General features: G+C 73.7%; 16 protein-coding genes. 10 read left to right on the top strand and 6 right to left on the bottom strand.

Features of this window, described 5'->3' with window-relative positions; translation table 11 throughout:
- Positions 1–32: 32 nt before the first annotated feature.
- From JT721_RS15070 to JT721_RS15050, 5 genes are all read left to right on the top strand, one after another.
- Complete coding sequence (locus JT721_RS15070) at positions 33–626, top strand: TetR/AcrR family transcriptional regulator (protein ID WP_205474071.1); 594 nt, start codon at positions 33–35, stop codon at positions 624–626.
- Positions 626–2,356 carry an ABC transporter ATP-binding protein gene (locus JT721_RS15065; protein WP_205474070.1) on the top strand — a complete coding sequence of 577 codons (1,731 nt, stop codon included), beginning with the start codon at positions 626–628 and terminating at the stop codon, positions 2,354–2,356. The genes JT721_RS15070 and JT721_RS15065 overlap by 1 nt, the downstream gene beginning before the upstream one ends.
- Before the next feature lie 77 nt (positions 2,357–2,433).
- The gene (locus JT721_RS15060) at positions 2,434–4,326 is read left to right on the top strand and encodes an ABC transporter ATP-binding protein (RefSeq protein WP_205474174.1); all 1,893 of its coding nucleotides are present in this window, start codon (positions 2,434–2,436) and stop codon (positions 4,324–4,326) included.
- 431 nt (positions 4,327–4,757) lie between these two features.
- Positions 4,758–6,347, top strand: a complete 1,590-nt coding sequence (locus JT721_RS15055) for an MDR family MFS transporter (protein WP_307828079.1) — start codon at positions 4,758–4,760, stop codon at positions 6,345–6,347.
- Positions 6,348–6,350: 3 nt separating this feature from the next.
- Entirely contained in the window at positions 6,351–6,815 is a 465-nt protein-coding gene (locus JT721_RS15050) for a MarR family transcriptional regulator (RefSeq protein WP_307828078.1), read from the top strand.
- On the opposite strand, the gene JT721_RS15045 is transcribed toward JT721_RS15050, so the two are convergent.
- From JT721_RS15045 to JT721_RS15035, 3 genes are all read right to left on the bottom strand, one after another.
- Positions 6,802–8,412 carry a glycoside hydrolase family 13 protein gene (locus JT721_RS15045; protein ID WP_205474069.1) on the bottom strand — a complete coding sequence of 537 codons (1,611 nt, stop codon included), beginning with the start codon at positions 8,410–8,412 and terminating at the stop codon, positions 6,802–6,804. The genes JT721_RS15050 and JT721_RS15045 overlap by 14 nt on opposite strands.
- Positions 8,409–9,113 (bottom strand): hypothetical protein, encoded by a 705-nt coding sequence (locus JT721_RS15040; protein ID WP_205474068.1) that lies wholly within the window; start codon positions 9,111–9,113, stop codon positions 8,409–8,411. The genes JT721_RS15045 and JT721_RS15040 overlap by 4 nt, the downstream gene beginning before the upstream one ends.
- Before the next feature lie 916 nt (positions 9,114–10,029).
- Entirely contained in the window at positions 10,030–11,382 is a 1,353-nt protein-coding gene (locus JT721_RS15035) for a deoxyribodipyrimidine photo-lyase (protein WP_205474067.1), read from the bottom strand.
- Positions 11,383–11,428: 46 nt separating this feature from the next.
- Between JT721_RS15035 and JT721_RS15030 the strand changes: the two genes are divergently transcribed.
- Entirely contained in the window at positions 11,429–12,115 is a 687-nt protein-coding gene (locus JT721_RS15030; RefSeq protein ID WP_205474066.1) for a metal-dependent transcriptional regulator, read from the top strand.
- Between the two features lie 9 nt (positions 12,116–12,124).
- Here the strand turns inward: JT721_RS15030 and JT721_RS15025 are convergent, their stop codons facing one another.
- Both JT721_RS15025 and JT721_RS15020 read right to left on the bottom strand, forming a co-directional pair.
- Positions 12,125–12,907 (bottom strand): Sir2 family NAD-dependent protein deacetylase, encoded by a 783-nt coding sequence (locus tag JT721_RS15025; protein ID WP_307828077.1) that lies wholly within the window; start codon positions 12,905–12,907, stop codon positions 12,125–12,127.
- Positions 12,908–12,954: 47 nt separating this feature from the next.
- Positions 12,955–13,224 (bottom strand): DUF2277 domain-containing protein, encoded by a 270-nt coding sequence (locus JT721_RS15020; protein ID WP_205474065.1) that lies wholly within the window; start codon positions 13,222–13,224, stop codon positions 12,955–12,957.
- A 210-nt stretch (positions 13,225–13,434) separates the two neighbouring features.
- Here JT721_RS15020 and JT721_RS15015 point away from each other — a divergent pair, with 210 nt between their 5' ends.
- Both JT721_RS15015 and JT721_RS15010 read left to right on the top strand, forming a co-directional pair.
- On the top strand, positions 13,435–14,313 hold the full coding sequence (locus JT721_RS15015; protein WP_307828076.1) for a LysR substrate-binding domain-containing protein: 879 nt from the start codon (positions 13,435–13,437) through the stop codon (positions 14,311–14,313).
- 20 nt (positions 14,314–14,333) lie between these two features.
- Positions 14,334–15,056, top strand: a complete 723-nt coding sequence (locus JT721_RS15010; RefSeq protein WP_205474064.1) for an SDR family oxidoreductase — start codon at positions 14,334–14,336, stop codon at positions 15,054–15,056.
- Positions 15,057–15,187: 131 nt separating this feature from the next.
- Here JT721_RS15010 and JT721_RS15005 read toward each other — a convergent pair whose 3' ends face one another.
- Positions 15,188–17,131, bottom strand: coding sequence for a beta-propeller domain-containing protein (locus tag JT721_RS15005; protein ID WP_205474063.1), 1,944 nt, complete (start codon positions 17,129–17,131; stop codon positions 15,188–15,190).
- A gap of 97 nt (positions 17,132–17,228) precedes the next feature.
- On the opposite strand from JT721_RS15005, the gene JT721_RS15000 reads away from it, so the two are divergent.
- Together JT721_RS15000 and JT721_RS14995 are read left to right on the top strand one after the other, a co-directional pair.
- On the top strand, positions 17,229–18,416 hold the full coding sequence (locus JT721_RS15000) for a trans-acting enoyl reductase family protein (protein ID WP_205474062.1): 1,188 nt from the start codon (positions 17,229–17,231) through the stop codon (positions 18,414–18,416).
- Positions 18,413–18,763 carry a hypothetical protein gene (locus JT721_RS14995; RefSeq protein WP_205474061.1) on the top strand — a complete coding sequence of 117 codons (351 nt, stop codon included), beginning with the start codon at positions 18,413–18,415 and terminating at the stop codon, positions 18,761–18,763. The genes JT721_RS15000 and JT721_RS14995 overlap by 4 nt, the downstream gene beginning before the upstream one ends.
- The last annotated feature ends 120 nt before the right edge of the window (positions 18,764–18,883 follow it).

Here is an 18,883-nt window from a genome sequence, read left to right as displayed (position 1 = left end):
AGTGAGCACTCACTCATTTATCGTCCTCCCTCGTGACCCCACCTCGAGAACGCGCCCGACCGCTCTCGCCCGAGGAGCGGCGCCGGGCGATCATCGCCGCCACCCGGCCGCTGCTGCTCGAGCACGGGCAGCGGACGACGACGCGGCTGATCGCCGAGGCGGCGGGGATCGCGGAGGGCACGATCTTCCGCAGCTTCGCCACCAAGGACGAGCTGTTCGACGCGGTGCTCGAGGCGGAGTTCGACCCCGAGGGCTTCCTCGCCGCGGTGGGCGGCATCGACCGCGAGCTGGCGCTGCGCGAGCGGCTGGTGGCCTACACCCGGCTGCTCCAGCGCCGGTTCGTCGGCATCTTCACGCTGATGTCGGCCATGGGGCTGCCCAAGCCCCCGCCGCGGTTCGGTGATCCCGAGGCGCGCAAGAGGCTGGCCGAGGGGGGGCTGGCGACGCTGCTCGAGCCGGACGCCGAACGGCTGACGGTGCCGGTCGAACGGGTCGTCCACCTGGTGCGGCTGCTCACGTTCTCGGGGAGCCACCCCCACATCTCCGACCAGGGGCCGCTGACCCCGGAGGAGATCGTCGACGTGATCCTCCACGGCGTCCTCGCCGATCCCGGGAAGGACGCCTGATGCTGCTCCGACTCCTCCGCGACCACCTCGGCCGCCATCGCGGCTGGCTCGTCGCGATCGTCGTCCTCCAGCTCACCTCGACGCTGGTGATGCTCTACCTGCCGAGCCTCAACGCCGACATCATCGACCGCGGGGTGACCCGCGGCGACACCGACTACATCATCAGCCGCGGCGCCCTGATGCTTGGCTTCTCGGTGCTGCAGGCGGCGTGCGCGATCACCGCGGCCTGGTACGCCGCGCGCACGGCGATGGCGTTCGGGCGCGACCTGCGGGCCTCGGTCTTCCGCCGCACGTTGGCCTTCTCCGGGCGCGAGGTCGCCACCATCGGCGCCCCCTCGCTGGTCACCCGCAGCACCAACGACGTGCAGCAGGTGCAGATGATGGCCCTGATGACCTGCACGATGGCGGTGCAGATCCCGATCATGATGATCGGCGGCATCCTGATGGCGATGCGCGAGGACCTCGGGCTCTCGTGGCTGCTGGTCTTCGTCGTGCCGGCGCTGCTCGCCACCGTGGGGTTCATCGTGTCGCGGATGGTGCCGAGCTTCCGCCTGGTGCAGGTGCGCCTCGACGAGGTCAACCGGATCCTGCGCGAGCAGATCACCGGCATCCGGGTGGTGCGCGCGTTCGTCCGCGAGCCCGCCGAGACCGAGCGGTTCGCATCCGCCAACGACGGGCTCACCGACGTGTCGCTGCGCGCCGGCCGCTGGATGGCGACGATGTTCCCCGCGGTGATGCTGGTCATCAACGTCTCCAGCGTCGCGGTGATCTGGTTCGGCGGCCACCGGGTCGACGACGGCAGCATGCAGGTGGGGGCGCTGACGGCGTTCCTGTCCTACCTGATGCAGATCATGATGAGCATCATGATGGGGATGTTCCTGCTGATGCAGGTGCCCCGGTCGGCGGTCTGCGCCGACCGCATCGCCGAGGTCCTCGACACCGACTCCAGCGTCGTGCCGCCCGAGCGCGGCGTCGACCGCCTCGACGGCGGGGTGCTCGAGCTCGACCACGTCGGGTTCACCTACCCCGGCGCGGCCGAGCCGGTGCTGCGCGACGTCAGCCTCACCGCGCGACCAGGCCAGACCGTCGCGGTGATCGGCTCGACGGGTGCCGGCAAGAGCACCCTGGTCAGCCTGGTGCCCCGCCTCTACGACGCCACGTCGGGCAGCGTCCGGATCGGCGGCGTCGACGTGCGCGAGGTGACGCCGGAGGCGCTGTGGTCGCGGATCGGCCTGGTGCCGCAGAAGGCGTTCCTCTTCACCGGCACGATTCGCTCCAACCTCCTGCACGGCAGGGCCGACGCGACCGACGAGGAGCTCTGGCACGCGCTCGAGGTCGCGCAGGCGCGCGACTTCGTGGAGGCGATGCCCGAGGGGCTCGACAGCCCGGTCGTGCAGGGCGGCACCAACGTCTCCGGCGGCCAGCGGCAGCGGCTCGCCATCGCCCGGGCGCTGGTACGCCGCCCCGCGGTCTACCTCTTCGACGACGCGTTCTCGGCGCTCGACCTCGCCACCGACGCCCGGCTCCGGGCCGCGCTCGCCCCCGAGACCCGCGACGCGACCGTGCTGGTCGTGGCCCAGCGGATCTCCACGATCCGCGACGCCGACCTGATCGTGGTGCTCGAGGACGGCGCGGTGGTGGGCCGCGGCACCCACGAGGAGCTGCTCGCCGGCAACCCCACCTACCAGGAGATCGTCACCTCCCAGCTGAGCGCGGAGGAGGCGGCGTGAGCGGGTCGAGGCAGGGCGGGGCCGAGCTCCGTGAGACCGAGCGGATCGAGGCCGGCCCCGGCCCCGGGCGGGGCCCGATGGGCGGTGGCATGGTCGGTCAGCGGGCCCACCGGTTCGGGCCGTCGGCCAAGCGGCTGGTCCGGCGGCTGGCGCCGGAGCGGGTCCGCGCGACCGCGGTCGTCGTGCTGGCGGTGGCGAGCGTGTTCCTGATGACGCTGGGGCCCCGGCTGCTCGGGCACGCCACCGACCTGGTCTTCGCCGGCCTGATCGGCCGGTCGGTGCCCGGCGGCGCCACCAAGGAGGAGGCGGTCGAGGCGCTGCGCCGCGCGGGCGACGACCAGCGGGCCGACCTGCTCTCGGGGGTCGACTTCGTGCCGGGCCGGGGCGTTGACTTCGGCGCGGTCTCCGACGCCCTGCTGATCGTGCTGGGCGTCTACGTCGCCGCGTCGGCGCTGGCCTGGCTGCAGGGCTACCTGCTCAACGACGTGGTCCAGAACGTCGTGCGCACGATGCGCTCCGACGTCGAGGACAAGGTCAACCGGCTGCCGCTGGAGTACTTCGACCGCCAGCCGCGCGGCGAGCTGCTGAGCCGGGCCACCAACGACATCGACAACGTCAGCCAGTCGCTGCAGCAGACCATGAGCCAGCTGCTCACCTCGTTGCTGACGGTGGTCGGCGTGCTCGCGATGATGTTCTGGATCTCGCCGCTGCTGGCGCTGATCGCGCTGGTGACGGTGCCGATCTCGATGTGGGTGGCCGGCCGGATCATGAAACGGTCGCAGGGCGAGTTCATCAGCCAGTGGCGCCAGACCGGCCGCCTCAACGCACACATCGAGGAGAGCATCTCCGGCCACGCGCTGGTGACGGTCTTCGGCCGCCGCCAGCAGGTCGAGGACGACTTCGCCCGCCAGAACGACGAGCTCTACGACGCGTCGTTCCGCGCCCAGTTCATCAGCGGCCTGATCATGCCGGTGATGTTCCTGATCGGGAACCTCAACTACGTCGCGGTCGCCGTCGTCGGTGCGCTGCGGGTGACCCAGGGCTCGCTGTCGATCGGCGAGGTGCAGGCGTTCATCCAGTACTCCCGCCAGTTCATGCAGCCGCTCACCCAGGTCGCGTCGATGGCCAACCTCCTGCAGTCGGGCGTCGCGTCGGCCGAGCGGGTCTTCGAGCTGCTCGACGCCGACGAGCAGGTGCCCGACGCCGCCGCGCTGCCGCACCCGCCTCTACGCCGGGGCGAGGTGGCCTTCGAGGACGTCTCGTTCAGCTACGACCCCGAGCGGCCGCTCATCCAGGGGCTGTCGCTGGTGGCCTCGCCCGGGCAGACCGTCGCGATCGTCGGCCCCACCGGAGCCGGCAAGACCACGCTGGTCAACCTGGTGATGCGGTTCTACGAGCTCCAGGGCGGCCGGATCACCCTCGACGGCGTCGACATCACCGCCGTGCCGCGCGCGCAGCTGCGTGGGCAGGTCGGCATGGTGCTCCAGGACACCTGGCTCTTCGAGGGCACGATCCGCGACAACATCGCCTACGGCCGGCCCGGCGCCACGGAGGAGGAGATCCTCGAGGCCGCGCGGGCGACGTTCGTCGACCGCTTCGTCCACTCGCTTCCCGACGGCTACGACACGGTCATCGAGGAGAACGGCGAGAACCTCGCCGCCGGCGAGCGGCAGCTGGTCACCATCGCCCGGGCATTCCTGTCCGACCCGGCGCTGCTGATCCTCGACGAGGCGACCTCGTCGGTCGACACCCGCACCGAGCTCCTGCTGCAGAAGGCGATGGCGGCGCTGCGCACCGACCGCACGTCGTTCGTCATCGCCCACCGGCTGTCCACGATCCGCGACGCCGACCTGATCCTGGTGATGGAGGACGGCGCGATCGTCGAGCAGGGCACCCACGACGAGCTGCTCGCGGCCGACGGCGCCTACGCCCGGCTCTACCAGGCCCAGTTCGCCGCCGCGGTCGCGTGACCGGCTCGCGAAGACGCGGGAAAAGGTGTTGAGCGGCCGGGTGCGGCGACCTACGCTCGTCGTACACGGGAAAGGAGGTGGTCCGAAGAATGAAGTCTTCAAGGACGCGTGAGGTGGCTGCGAGCTAGCAGCCCACGCAGCAATGCAGGGGGCGGGAATGCCCCCATGGCTGCGCGCGAATCCCAACGCAGCTACCCGACCCGCAGGCGATCCGGTCATCACGTCCACCGGAGCGGTCTCCACCGGAGGCCACGCCTGCGGGTTGCTGCATTTCCGGAACGGTCAGGGACGGTCCGGATCTGCGGCGGCGTGATCCGGGGCACAAGAAGTTGTCGTCGGCAACCACCACGGAATAAGGTTGACCGCAGCAACCTTCTATCCGGTGTCGCACCCGACACCAGCGCCCCGCACCGAATCGAGATGACGTCCCCGTGAGCCAGTCCGTCGACCTGGACCAGCCGGCCCCGGTCTCCGCCGAGGAGACCGGCCAGATGACCCACCGCCAGATCCTGGAGGCCCTCTCGGGGCTCCTGCTGGCGATGTTCGTGGCGATGCTCTCCAGCACCATCGTCACCAACGCCCTGCCCCGCATCGTGGCCGACCTCGACGGCAGCCAGACCGGCTACACCTGGGTCGTCGTCGCCACGCTGCTGGCGATGACCGCGACCACCCCGATCTGGGGCAAGCTCGCCGACCTGTTCAGCAAGAAGCTGCTCGTGCAGAGCGCCCTGGTCATCTACTCCGTGGGCTCGGTGGTGGCCGCGCTGGCCCCGAACATGGAGGTGCTGATCGGCGCCCGGGTCATCCAGGGCCTCGGGGTCGGCGGCCTGACCGCGCTGGTGCAGGTGGTGATCGCGTCGATGGTCACCCCGCGCGAGCGCGGCCGCTACAGCGGCTACATCGGTGCGGTGTTCGCGGTCGCGACCGTCTCCGGCCCGCTGCTCGGCGGGCTGATCGTCGACTCGCCGCTCGGCTGGCGGGGCACCTTCTTCGCCACCCTGCCGATCGCGCTGTTCGCCTTCGTCGTGCTGCAGGCCAAGCTCCACCTGCCGGTCGTGCGTCGCGACGTGAGCATCGACTACCTCGGCGCGACGCTGCTCGTCGGCGGCGTCAGCCTGCTGCTGGTCTGGGTCTCCCTGGCCGGGCAGCAGTTCGACTGGCTCAGCACCCAGACCTACCTGCTCGTGGCCGCCGGCGTCGTGCTCCTCGCCGCGGCGATCTGGGTCGAGGGCCGGGTCGCCAAGGACCCGATCATCCCGCTGCGGCTCTTCCGGGACCGCACCACCGCCCTGGCCACCACCGCGTCGGTGCTGATCGGCCTCGCGATGTTCGGCGCGACCGTCTACCTCAGCGAGTACTTCCAGAACGCCCGGGGCATGAGCCCGACCCAGGCCGGCCTGATGTCGATCTGCATGGTCGGCGGGCTGCTCGTCTCGAGCATCGTCAGCGGCCGGATCATCAGCAACACAGGGCGTTGGAAGGGCTGGCTGGTGGGCGGCATGGTGCTGGTCATCGCCGGCCTGGCGCTGCTCGGCACCCTCGACGCCACCACCCACCTGGTCGCGATCGGCGCCTCGATGGCGCTGCTCGGCCTGGGGCTCGGCGCGACCATGCAGAACCTGATCCTCGCGGTGCAGAACAACACCGCGCAGGCCGACATGGGTGCGGCCAGCTCGGTGGTGGCGTTCTTCCGCTCGATGGGCGGCTCCATCGGCGTATCCGCGCTCGGCGCGGTGCTGGCCCACCAGGTCAGCGACAAGGTGCTGGCCGGGTTGGCCGACCTCGGCGTCGACGGCGGGCACCAGACCGGCTCGATCCCCGACCTGGCCGACCTGCCGGCCCCCGTGCGGGCGATCTACGAGACCGCGTTCGGCGAGGCCACCGGTCACCTGTTCCTCATCGCGGTGCCGTTCGCGGTGCTGGCCCTGGTCTGCGTGCTGTTCATCCGCGAGGTCCCGCTGCGCACCACCCTCGACCGCGACGAGCTGGCCCCCGAGGTCCGCGCCGAGCTGGGCGACTGAGCCGTGGCCGAGACGCGTGGCACCGCCACCACCCGCACCGACTCGCTCATGCACATCGAGCGCGAGATCGGCGTGCTGATCCGCCGGGTGCGACGGGTGATCGGCGAGCGAGCCCGCGCCGTGCACCCCGACCTGCAGCCGGCGTCGTACCTGGTGCTGAGCTGGCTGGTCGAGGAGGGGCCGGTGCGGGCCAGTCAGGTGGTCGACCACTTCGGCATCGACAAGGGCGCGGTCAGCCGCCAGGTCCAGCACCTCGCCGAGCTGGGGCTCGTCGACCGGGTGCCCGACCCGGAGGACGGCCGCGCGTCGCTGGTCTCGGCGAGCGCCGACGCCGTGCGCCGGCTCGCCGACGTCACCGCGATGCGCCGGGTCTGGCTCGACGAGCGGCTCTCGGACTGGTCGACCGCCGAGCTCGACCACCTCGCCGACGAGCTCGGTCGCTACAACCGGGCTCTCAACGAGCAGTAGCCGCCAGCCAGACCGCGGTGTCGGGTGGCAGCCGGCCGTCGACGAGCTCGCCGCTGGCGAGCACGACCTCGCCGGCGGGCAGCTCGACGGCGTCGTCGCCGGCGTTGAGCACGACCGTCAGCGTGCCGCGCACGTAGACCAGCACGTCGTCGCCGGCGTCGAGGACCTCGACCTCGTCGCCCTGGCCGAGCGCGTGCTCGCGCCGGGCGGCGAGCGCCGTGCGGTAGAGCTCGAGCGTCGAGCCGTCCGTACCTGTCTGGGCCTCGACGCTCAGCGCCGCCCAGTCCGCGGGCTGGGGCAGCCAGGGCTGGCCGTCGCCCGGCCCGAAGCCGTACGGCGGCGCGGTGCCCGACCACGGCAGCGGCACCCGGCAGCCGTCGCGGCCGACGTCCGGGCGCTCGGCGCCGCGGGTGCGCAGCCAGGCGGGGTCCTGCCGGTGCTCGGGGGCGACGTCGACCTGCTCGAGGCCGAGCTCCTCGCCCTGGTAGACGTACGCCGAGCCCGGCAGCCCGAGCATCGCGACCGTCGCCGCGCGGGCCCGGGCCAGCCCGGTCGGGCCGCCGCCGTAGCGAGTGGGGTGACGGACCACGTCGTGGTTGCTCAGCACCCACGTGGGAGCGGCCGAGACCGCGGTCAGCGCGGCCAGCGACTCGGTCACGACGTCGGCGAACGCCCGGGCCGACCAGTCCGCGAGCAGCCAGGAGAAGTTGAACGCCTGGTGCATCTCGTCGGCGCGGACGAAGCGGGCCATCGACTCGGCGGTCTGGGTCCAGGCCTCGGCGACGAGCATCCGGTCGCCGTCGTACTCCGCCAGCACGTCGTGCCAACGGCGGTAGACGCCGTGGACCTCGGGCTGGTCCCACATCGGCTCGTCGAGCTCGGTGCGCTCGACCATCGAGTCGTCGGCGGCCTGGGCTCCCGAGGTGTCGGCGCGGGTGTCGTCGCGCTCCTGGTCGCGCAGCGACTCCTCCTTGAACAGGCCGTGCGCCACGTCGACGCGGAACCCGTCGACGCCGCGGTCGAGCCAGAACCGCAGCACCTCCTCGAACAGGTCGCCCACCTCGGGGTTGCGCCAGTCGAGGTCGGGCTGGGAGGAGTCGAAGAGGTGGAGGTACCACTGGCCGTCGGCGACGCGGGTCCAGGCGGGCCCGCCGAAGACCGAGCGCCAGTTGTTCGGCGGCTCCGCGCCGTCGGGGCCGCGGCCGTCGCGGAACAGGTAGCGGGCCCGCTCGGGACTGCCTGGCCCAGCAGCCAGCGCGGCCCGGAACCAGGCGTGCTCGCTGGAGGTGTGGTTGGGCACGAGGTCGACGATCACCCGCAGCCCCAGCTCGTGGGCCCGGGCGAGCAGCTTCTCCGCGTCGGCCAGCGAGCCGAAGAGCGGGTCGACGTCGCGGTAGTCGGCGACGTCGTAGCCGTGATCGTGCTGGGGCGAGGTGTAGAACGGCGTCAGCCACAGCGCGTCGACACCGAGGTCGCTGAGGTGGGTCAGCCGGGAGGTGATCCCCGCCAGGTCGCCCACGCCGTCGCCGTCGCCGTCGGCGAAGCTGCGGACGTAGACCTGGTAGACGACGGCTTCGCGCCACCACGGGCTGCTCACGAGAACTCCTTCGCGTCGATGGCGATCCACACGTGCTCGGCGAGGGCCAGTACCCGCCCGTCCGCGCCGTAGAGGGTGGCGGCGCCGAAGGTCTTGCGGCCCTCGGTGCCGCGCGAGCCGCCGACCACGACGACCTCCTCGCCGACGGGCGGCAGCTCGTCGATCCGCGCGGTCATGGTGCCGAGCACCAGCTCGCGCTCGGTGAGGTCGGCGCCCCAGGCGCTCACGCAGTCGAGGGCCGCCCAAGCGACGGCGTACGACGCCTGGGAGTCGGTGGGCGTCCAGGTCGCGGCCGCGCGGGTGCCGTCGGCGCCGTCGGCGACCGGGCCGGGGAAGATCCGCAGCCCGTCGCCGGGCTCGCGAGCTGTCCCGCAGACGAAGCAGGTCGGGAACGGGTGGTGGGCGTGGCCGGGGTAGTGCTCGCTGGCCGCCCGCGCCTCCTCGGCGGTGACGGGCTCGACGCGGCGCAGCTCGACGGTGGCGGGTCCGGCGGTCGCCACCGGGGCGCCGTCGTGGGTCGCCACCGTCGCGCCGTCCTCCTCCGCGACCGGCATCGCGACCTCGAGCGGTGGCGGCCGGTGCAGCCGCACCGTCACGGCCTGCCCCTCGCCGACCAGCGCCGCGAGCGCCCCTGCGGTCCACCCGCCGTTCCCGGAGCGCGGTGGGCCGTTGAAGCGGGCAGGGACGGTCAGCTCGGTCACGGCTCCACGCTGCCACACGCCCCGCTGGGCCGACCGTCCCCCGTGGCGGGTGACTCCGGGGACGGGGCTCGGCGGGCTGCCTGCGGCTCGTGTGATCCGGGTGGCGGGTGACTGTGGTTGGTGGAGTGGGGTGCGGGGTGCCGCGCGTGGGTGGGCACTGCGGCTGCTGCGCGCCGGACGTCGTTCGGCACTCGTTGCCGTGTCGCCGGACTCTGCCCTGCGGTGCCCCGACGTTCGTGTCGGCGCCACATCGGGCGTTGACGTGCCGAGCGCCGCCCGTCGCTCCGCCGCCTCCGTGTCCGGTGGCGCGGCACGCCGCAAGTGGACGGGCGCGCACCGATGGTCGAGCAGCGAGCGCCAGCGAGCGTCGTCGAGACCCAGTGAGCCGACCGCCGGCCGCTGGTCGAGGTGCGAAGGCCGCTAGGCCTGAGCCTCGAGACCCGGTGAGCCGAACGCCCTCCCGGTAGCGGGCGACTCCGGGGACGGGGCTCGGGCGGGGGCTGACTCCCTGTCGTGTGATCCGAGCCGGTGCGGACTGGTGGTGGGTGGGGGTGCGGGGTGCCGCGCGTGGTGGGGGCACTGCGGCTGCTGCGCGCCGGACGTCGTTCGGCACTCGTTGCCGTGTCGCCGGACGCTGCCCTGCCGTGCCCTGGCATGCGCTGCGGCGCCACGCCGCCGTCTACGTGCCGGACGCCGCCCGTCGCTCCGCCGCCTCCGTGCCGGCGGCGCGGCACGCCGGCGTGCGGTGGTCGAGGTGCGAAGGCCGCTAGGCCTGAGCCTCGAGACCCGGTGAGACGAACGTCCTCCCGTCCCCACCGGAGGGCGTTCGGGTGCGGGGGTTTCGAGACAGTCGCTAGCGCGACTTCCTCAACCAGCGGTGGGTCGCTACCGCGCGACTTCCTCAACCACCGGCGGGTCAGCGGATCTGCTCCCAGCGGGCCAGGGCCTCGCGTCGCTCGGCGGCGTGGTCGACGATCGGCCCGGGGTAGCCGACGCGCTGACGGGCGGCGGGGGCGGGGTCGTGGGGGTCGGCCACGTCGCGGAGCTCCTCGACCCAGCGGCGCACGTAGGAGCCGTCGGGGTCGAACTTGCGGCCCTGGGTGGTGGGGTTGAACACCCGGAAGAACGGCGACGCGTCGGTGCCCGAGCCGGCGACCCACTGCCAGCCGTGCTGGTTGGAGGCGAGGTCGCCGTCGACGAGGAGGTGCATGAAGTGGCGGGCGCCGTGCTGCCACTCGACGTGGAAGTCCTTGACCAGGAAGCTCGCGGTGATCATCCGCACCCGGTTGTGCATCCACCCGGTCGCGCGGAGCTGGCGCATGCCGGCGTCGACGACCGGGAAGCCGGTGCGCCCCTCGCGCCACGCGTCGAACCGCTCGCCGGGCTCGTCGTAGGCGATCCGGGCGTACTCGGGGCGCAGGTACTCCCGGGCCGACTCCGGCCGGTGGTGCAGCACATCGGCGTAGAACTCCCGCCAGGCGAGCTCGGTGCGGTACGCCGTCGCCCCCTTGCTGCGGAGCGCGGCCAGGTCGGCGAGCAGGGTGCGGGGGTGGACCTCGCCCCACTTCAGGTGCACCGACATCCGGCTGGTGCCGTCGACCCCGGGCAGGTTGCGGTCGACGTCGTAGGCGGCGACCCGGTCGAGGAACTCGGCCCACCGGCGCCGGGCGGCGTCCTCGCCGGCCCCCGGCAGCTCCGTGCCCTCGGGCAGGGCGGGGTCGGGCAGCTCGACGGTGCCGCGGAGGGTCGCCCAGGTGGCGTCGTCGGGCGGCCCGACCGGCGCCCGCCAGCCGTGCTCGGCCCAGGCGCGGGAGAACGGCGTGAACACCCGGTAGGGCTCCCCGGCGCCGGTGAGGACCCGCCCCGGTGCGACGGCGTACGGCGAGCCGGTGCGCACCAGCTCGATGCCGACCCCGGCGAGCGCCCGCTCCACGGCGGCGTCGCGGCGGCTGCCGTGAGGCCCGAAGTCGGCCGACACGTGCACCCGGCGGGCGCCCACCTCGCGGGCCGCGCGCAGCACCTCGTCCACCGGGTCGCCGCGCAGCACCGACAGGCCGCCGCCGAGCCCGGCGAGGCCGGAGTCGAGGGCGCGCAGCGAGGCGCAGAGGTAGTGGCGGCGCGGTGCGCCCGCCGGTCCCCAGAGCGCCGGGTCGAGCACGAAGAGGGGGAGCACCGGCCCGTCGGCGCACGCCGCGAGCAGCGCTGGATTGTCGGCCAGGCGCAGGTCGCGCCGGAACCACATCACCGAGGTCGCGCCGTTCCCAGCCATCGTCGGCCAGCCTGCCACCCGGGTGGGTGCCGGGTAGGCTTGGCGGGTGAGCGACCTGATCGACACCACCGAGATGTACCTGCGGACGATCTACGAGCTGCAGGAGGAGGGGATCGTCCCCCTCCGCGCCCGGATCGCCGAGCGCCTGCACCAGAGTGGTCCCACGGTGTCGCAGACCGTCGCCCGGATGGAGCGCGACGGGCTGGTCACGGTCGAGGGCGACCGACACCTCGAGTTCACCGACGAGGGCAAGCGGCTGGCGACCCGGGTGATGCGCAAGCACCGCCTCGCGGAGCGGCTGCTCACCGACGTCATCGGCCTCGACTGGGAGCTGGTGCACGAGGAGGCGTGCCGGTGGGAGCACGTGATGAGCGAGACCGTCGAGCGGCGGCTGCTCGAGCTGCTCGACCACCCCACCGAGTCGCCCTACGGCAACCCGATCCCGGGCCTCGACGAGCTGGGGGAGGAGCGGGTCGGCGAGGAGTTCATGTCCGGCGTCGAGCCGCTGTCGCGGGCCTCGAGCGACGACGAGACCCGGGTGCTGGTGCGTCGCATCTCCGAGGAGATGCAGAAGGACGAGGTCCTGATGAGCGCGCTGCGCCGGGTCGGCGCGGTGCCCGACAAGACCGTCACGGTGATCACCACCCGCGACGGCGTGCTGGTGGGGTCGGGTGGCGAGACGGCCGAGATCGTCCCCGAGGCCGCCGACCACATCTTCGTCCGCAAGCTCTGACGCCCGTGGTCAGGCGCGGACGGCGCTCGCCTCCCGCGCCTCGACGAGCGCCGACAGGAACTCCGAGCACCCCGTCTCGACCTTGACCGTCGCGTGCTCGTCGCCGCGGGTCGCGCCCCGGTTGACGACGACGACCGGCGTGCCGGCCTTGGCGGCGTGGCGCACGAAGCGCAGCCCGCTCATCACGGTCAGGCTCGAGCCCGCGACCAGGAGCGCGCCACCCGTGTCCGCCAGGGCGTCGACGGCGGCGTAGCAGCGCTCGACCCGCGGCTTCGGCACGTTCTCGCCGAAGAAGACCACGTGGGGCTTGAGCACGCCGGCGCAGCCGGTGCAGTCGGCGACGACGAAGTCGCTCGTGTCGTCGAGCTCGACGTCGCCGTCGGGGCGCACCTCGACCTCGGCCCAGCGCTGCTCGAAGCCGGGGTTGAGCGCGACCAGCCGCTCGTGCAGGGCGGCGCGGCTCGTGACGGCCCGGCAGGCGAGGCAGACGACCTCGGCGATCCGGCCGTGCAGGGCGACGAGCCGCCGCGAACCGGCCCGCTCGTGCAGGCCGTCGACGTTCTGGGTGATGAGCAGCTCGGGGTCGAGCCGGGCCAGGCTGGCGTGGCCGGCGTTGGGCTCGGCGCGGCGCATCCGGCCCCAGCCGAGGTGGCTGCGCGCCCAGTAGCGCTGCTGGGCGGCGGGTCCGGAGACGAACTCCTGGTAGGTCATCGGCGCCCGCACGGGCGACCCCGGGCCGCGGTAGTCGGGGATGCCGGAGTCGGTGGAGAGCCCCGCCCCGGTGAGTACCACCAGCGGGCGGCCCTCGAGGAGGGTGAGCGCCTCGGCGACGGTGGCGGTCAGCGCGCGTACCTGAGCTCGGCGCGGGCCCGGGCCTTGGCCGCCTCGGTCTCGCGGTCCTTGGGGGGCGCGGTGGTGACCAGGTCGTCGACGAGGTGGCGGGTGATGTGGGCGATCTCGCGCACCGCCCGGTCGAAGACGGCCTGGTTGGCCGCCGACGGCTTGGTCGTGCCCGCGACCTTGCGCACGTACTGCAGGGCGGCGGCGTGCACCTCGTCGTTGGTGGCCGGGGGCTCGAAGTTGTTGAGCGGACGGATGTTGCGGCACATGCCTCGATCGTACGTCGGGTCGCCCCTGCCGAGCCGTCGTCCGGACCACGAGGCCCCTGACCCACCGCGCCGCGATGCGCCTCGCACGATGCGCCTACCAGCCCGTTCGAGCACCCCCGAAGGCCATGTCGCGACCGTCTGCTGCGGGTCGGCTGCGGCCTCCGCGACAGGCGTACGATGCGCGGTGTGGCCGACCTGAGCCTGAGGCGTGTGCGGTACTTCGTCGCGGTGGCCGACACGCTCAACTTCGGCCGCGCCGCGCAGCGGCTGCACATCGCCCAGCCCGTGCTCAGCCGTCAGATCGCCGTGCTCGAGCGGGAGCTCGGCGCGAAGCTCTTCGATCGCTCCACCAACGGCACGACACTCACCGCGGCGGGGCGCGACGTGCTCGAGGAGGCGCGCACGCTGCTGCTCCGTGCCGATGCCCTCGAGCGGCGGGCTCGTCGGGCCTCGCGCGACGTCGAGCACGTCCGCATCGGGTTCATGCCCGGGCTCGTGGTGACCCCGTTGGTCCAGGGTCTGCGGACGTCGTTCGCCGGCATCGAGGTCGAGCTGGTCCGCACCGGGTGGGACGACCAGGTCGCGACCATCCTCGACGGGCGGGTCGACATCGGCCTGCTCCGGCTCCCCGTCGTCGGCGACGGCGTGCGGGTGGAGGGGCTCTTCGAGGAGCCGCGCGTCGCGGTCGTGCCGATGACGCACCCGCTCGCCGAGGCGAGCGAGCTGAGCATCGACGACCTCGCCGCGTTCGAGCTGCTGCAGTCGCCGGAAGCCGTACCGGAGTGGCGGGATGCACGCCGTCGTCGCGGCCTGTCGATCCGGGCGGCGCACTCCTACCCGCACGAGGTCGAGGTCAAGCTCGAGAGGGTCGCAGCCGGCCTCGGCGTCGCGATCCTGCCCGCGTCCACGGCCCGCTTCTACACGCGCCCGGACCTGGTCACGCGGGCCGTCAGCGGGCTGGCGCCCGGCACGGTGGGCATCGGCCGGGCCGAGGACCGCGACGGCACGGTCCTCGACCGGGCGGTCGAGCTGGCTCATACCCTGGGGGCATCACTGGCGACCGGAAGGGTCTTGGACGGCATCGCCTGACCCGCTCGATGCTGGTCGACATGGCAGTCGACAACACCTCACGCATCGTCGTCCTCGGCGGCACCAGCGGCATCGGCCTGGCGGTCGCGCAACGCGCCGCCCGGGCCGGCGCCGCCGTCACCATCGGCTCGCGCCGACCCGAGTCCCTCCGGCAGGCCCTCGACCAGCTGCCCACGGGGGTGAGCGGACACGTGGTCGACGCCTCCTCGAGCGAGTCGGTGGCCGGCTTCCTCGACCGGGTCGGCGAGTTCGACCACTTCGCCTACACGGCGGCCGAGAACCTCACCGGCGCGCCGCTCGCGGCCTACACGGTCGCCGGTGCGCAGGCGTTCTTCGGCCTCCGCCTCTTCCACGCCCTCGACGCCGTCCGGCTGGCGGTGCCGCACCTGCCGTCGTCCGGATCGATCACGCTCACCAGCGGCACCGCCGCCTTCAAGGGCGGGCCGGGCTGGACGCTCGGGTGCGCGGTCTCCGGCGCGATGGTCTCGGTGGCACGGAGCCTCGCGGTCGAGCTGGCCCCGGTCCGGGTGAACGTCGTGGCGCCGGGCGTCGTGCGCTCGCCCGTGTGGTCGTCGATGACCGAGGAGGACCGAGAGGCCATGTACGCACAGGTCGGGGCCGGGTTGCCGCTCGGCCGGGTCGCCGAGCCGGACGACGCGGCGAAGGCCTACCTCGCCCTCATGGACCAGGACTACGTCACCGGCGCGGTCTCGGTCGTCGACGGCGGCACGCTGGTGGCCTGACCCGAGGGCGACTCTGTCCCCGCGTAGGCCCAGCAGTCGAGGCGCGAAGGACGACTCGGGCGTCCGACGGGGACTCCCGGGCACCGTCCGACTGCCGCCTCGCGGTCGCCCGGAGCCCGGTCTGAGCGCGGCTAGAGGGCGAGGAAGTCGGCGCCGTCGCCGGTCGCCACCACGACCCGGCCGTCGGGCAGCGGCACCAGCCGGACGTCGCGGATCTCGTCGCCGTACTCGGTCTGCACCATCCGGTTCTCGATCCGGCCGCCGGCGAACCGGGAGACCGACACGTAGCCGTTGTTGCCGCGGGTGACCACGCTCAGCGCGGTCCGCTCGTCGGGCAGCCAGGTGAACTGGCGCGGGTCGGCGACCGCGTTGGCGACGCTGCGCCGGCCGAACGAGAGGACGTCGAGGCGGCTCACGTCGGTAAGGTCGGTGACGTCGAAGAGGCCGAGCTGCGCGCCCCAGCCGTCGGCCGACGGGCCCTCGCCGTAGCCCAGCAGCCGCATCGAGCCGAGCGGGTGGAGGTAGCCGGAGAAGCCCGGGATCTTCAACTCCCCGAGCAGCCGGGGCCGGCGGGGCGCGGACAGGTCGACGGCGTAGAGGGGGTCGACCTGGCGGAAGGTGACCACGATCGCCAGGTCGTCGAACCACCGCACCGAGGTGATCTGCTCGCCGACGCCCAGGCCGTCGAGCCGCCCGGCCTCGACCAGGTCGTCGCCGTCCTCCTCGAGGGTCACCACGGAGTTGAACTGGCCGGTCGCACCGGTCGGCCCGAGGGCCAGGCGGATGGTGTCGTCGGCCGCGTCGATCGACCAGCGGTCGCGCAGTGCGCCGTCGACGTCGCCCGCGGCGGTGAACAGGGTGTCGGTGCCGTCGAGGGCGAAGGAGTAGACCCGGCTGGAGCCGGGGTCCCCGGCGGGCAGGCTGCCACAGCACCACCCGCCGCCCCAACCCCGGCTCCACGGCGACCACCGGGGGCCGCCGGAGGTCGCCACCACCAGCCGGTCGGGCGCGGCGTAGACCAGTCCGGTGTCGACCGCGAGCGCGGTCACCGAGGTGTCACCCGGCTCTGCGACCTCGAACCCGGCCACGGCGAGCGTGCCGACCGGGGCGTCCGCGTCGGGGACGGCGACGTCCTCGCAGTCGACCAGCGGTCGGGCGTCGCCTCCGTCGACGGTCGCGGTGGGCAGCCAGTCCTCGATCGTGGTGGCCCGCAGCGCCGAGCGCAGCTCGTCGGCCTCGCCCTGCGGGTCGCGCGGCGGGGGCGCGACCTCGAGGTCCGGCAGCCCGGCTTGGAGCACCAGCCGGACGACGGAGCCGTGGAGCCGGGCGGCGACCAGGGCGGCGTCGTAGGACGTGGCGGACGTGACCTCGGGGGCGGCGGGGTCGGAGACGTCGACCACCACCGTGCGGGCCGGCAGCAGCTCGTCGTAGGACGTCGAGGTCGTGATCGGATCGCCGGCCGGGTCGGTGCCGACCGCGACCACGGTGTCGCCGGCCAGCAGGAGCTCGGCGTCGCGCAGGCCGGGCAGGTCGAGCGCGGTGAGCCGGTCGACCTCCGACCCCGAGACGTCGTAGGTGACGAGCTCGCCGTCCTCGACGCGGAACAGGGTCTCGCCGTCGGTCTTCACCGTGTCGGGCTCGTCGACGCCGGCTTCCTGCACGTTGGTGCCGGTCTCGCCGTTGACCTGGCGCACGGTGCTGCCGCTGGCCCGGCCGGCCTCGCCAGCGAGGGGCGCCAGCGGGCCGGCGTCGTTGGCGACGTCGCCCTCGAGCCGGTGGAAGTACGTCGCGTCGTACGCCCGCACCAGCGGCAACGCGCGCTCGACGTAGGAGTCGAGCAGCTCCTCGCAGCCCGCGCCGGGTGCGAGCGAGGCGTCGGTGAACGACGCCCGCACCACGTCGCGCCCGTCGGTAGCGGGGGTGCCGTCGCTCGCCCGGTCGCCGCGACGGTCGTCGCCGGCGCTCCCCGTCACGACGGCGCCGGCGACGAACGCCGCCGCCAGGCCGGTCACCACCCCGGCGACGAGCACGGTGCGCTGGGGGGTGGAGCGCGGCGGGGTGGACGGGTTCGGCATGGCGAGACCTCGGTATCGGGGACGGAGCTCGCAGGGTGGGACGGCGCGACCCCCGGGCCGGTTCCCGGCGCTCCACGCCGGGTGCGAGAGTGGCTGCATGCCTCGAGAGACCACGCGTCAGTCCAAGGACCTCGACCTGGTGCTGTTCGGTGCCACCGGCTTCACGGGCGGGCTCACCGCCGAGTACCTCGCCGAGCACGCCCCCGCCGGGCTGCGCTGGGCGCTCGCGGGCCGCAACGCCGGCCGGCTGGAGGAGGTGCGCGACCGGCTCGCGGCCGCCCACCCCGAGCTGGCCGAGCTGCCGCTGCTCACCGCCGACACCACCGACCCCTCCTCGCTGGCCGAGGTGGCGCGGCGGGCGTCGGTCGTGATCACCACGGTCGGTCCCTACCTCCAGCTCGGCGAGCCGCTGGTCGCCGCCTGCGCCGAGGCCGGCACCGACTACGTCGACCTCACCGGGGAGCCCGAGTTCGTCGACACCATGTACGTCGCCCACCACGCGACCGCCCAGCGCACCGGCGCCCGGATCGTGCACGCGTGCGGCTTCGACTCGATCCCCCACGACCTCGGCGCGCTGTTCACCGTCCAGCAGCTGGCCGCGGCCGGCCCGGTGACGGTGCGCGGCGTCGTCCGCACCACGGGGTCGTTCTCCGGCGGCACCTTCCACTCCGCGATGGGGGCGTTCTCCCGCGCCCGGCAGATGCAGGCCGCGATGAAGGCCCGCCGCACGGTCGAGCCGCGACCCGAGGGACGCAGCTCGCGCGCGGTCGCCGGCAGGCCCGGCCGCGACCGGATGCTCGGCTATTGGCTGCTACCGCTGCCCACGATCGACCCGTTCGTCGTCGCCCGCAGCGGCGCCGCGCTCGAGGTCTACGGCCCCGACTTCCGCTACTCCCACTACGCCGGCACCAAGACCCTGCGCTACGCCCTCGGCGGCGCCGCGGCCGCCGGTGCGCTCGGCGTCTCGGCGCAGGTGCCGCCGCTGCGCAACTTCCTGCTCTCGCGGGTCAAGCAGGGGGAGGGCCCGAGCGAACGGCGTCGCGAGCGGGCCTGGTTCACCGTCGACTTCGTCGCCGAGGGCGACGGCCGCACCCTCCACACGCGGGTCTCGGGCGGCGACCCGGGCTACACCGAGACCGCGAAGATGCTGGCCGAGTCGGCGCTCTGCCTGGCCTTCGACGACAACCCAGCCGCCGCCGGCTGCGTCACCCCCGCCCAGGCGATGGGCGACAGCCTCATCGCGCGCCTCACCGCCGCCGGCATCACCTTCGAGGTCGTGGCGTGACCGACCTGCGCGCGGCGCTGGCCGCGGCGCTCACCGACGCGATGCGTCGGCGCGACCGGCCCGCCCTCGCCGCGCTGCGGGCCGCGTCGGCGCGGATCGCGAACGCCGAGGCCGTGCCGGTCGACGCAGTGCCCGCCGCCGGGGCGATCGAGGCCGCCGCGGCCGGCGCCGGCGCGGCCGACGCCCCGCGCCGCGAGCTGACGCCGGCCGACGTGCGCGCCCTCGTCGCGGCCGAGGCCGAGGAGGCCGAGTCCGCCGCCACCGAGCTCGACACCGCTGGCCGGGCCGACCGTGCCGCCGAGCTGCGCACCGGCGCGGCGGCGCTGCGGGAGCTGCTGGGCGGCTGACCGCCCGGCCCTCCCCCGGTCGGGCGATGTCCTGATCCGGTCGCGCCGTTCCGCTTGCCTGGGCGAGGGCGAGGTGGCAATGTGATCGCCCTCACGCTTAAAACGTTTCAACCTTGTGGG

Origin of the sequence: Nocardioides sp. SYSU D00038 (assembly GCF_016924665.1) — a bacterium.
Taxonomy (GTDB): domain Bacteria; phylum Actinomycetota; class Actinomycetes; order Propionibacteriales; family Nocardioidaceae; genus Nocardioides.
Note: the sequence above shows the minus strand (reverse complement) of the source record. Positions and strands in the feature narration are given on the sequence as shown.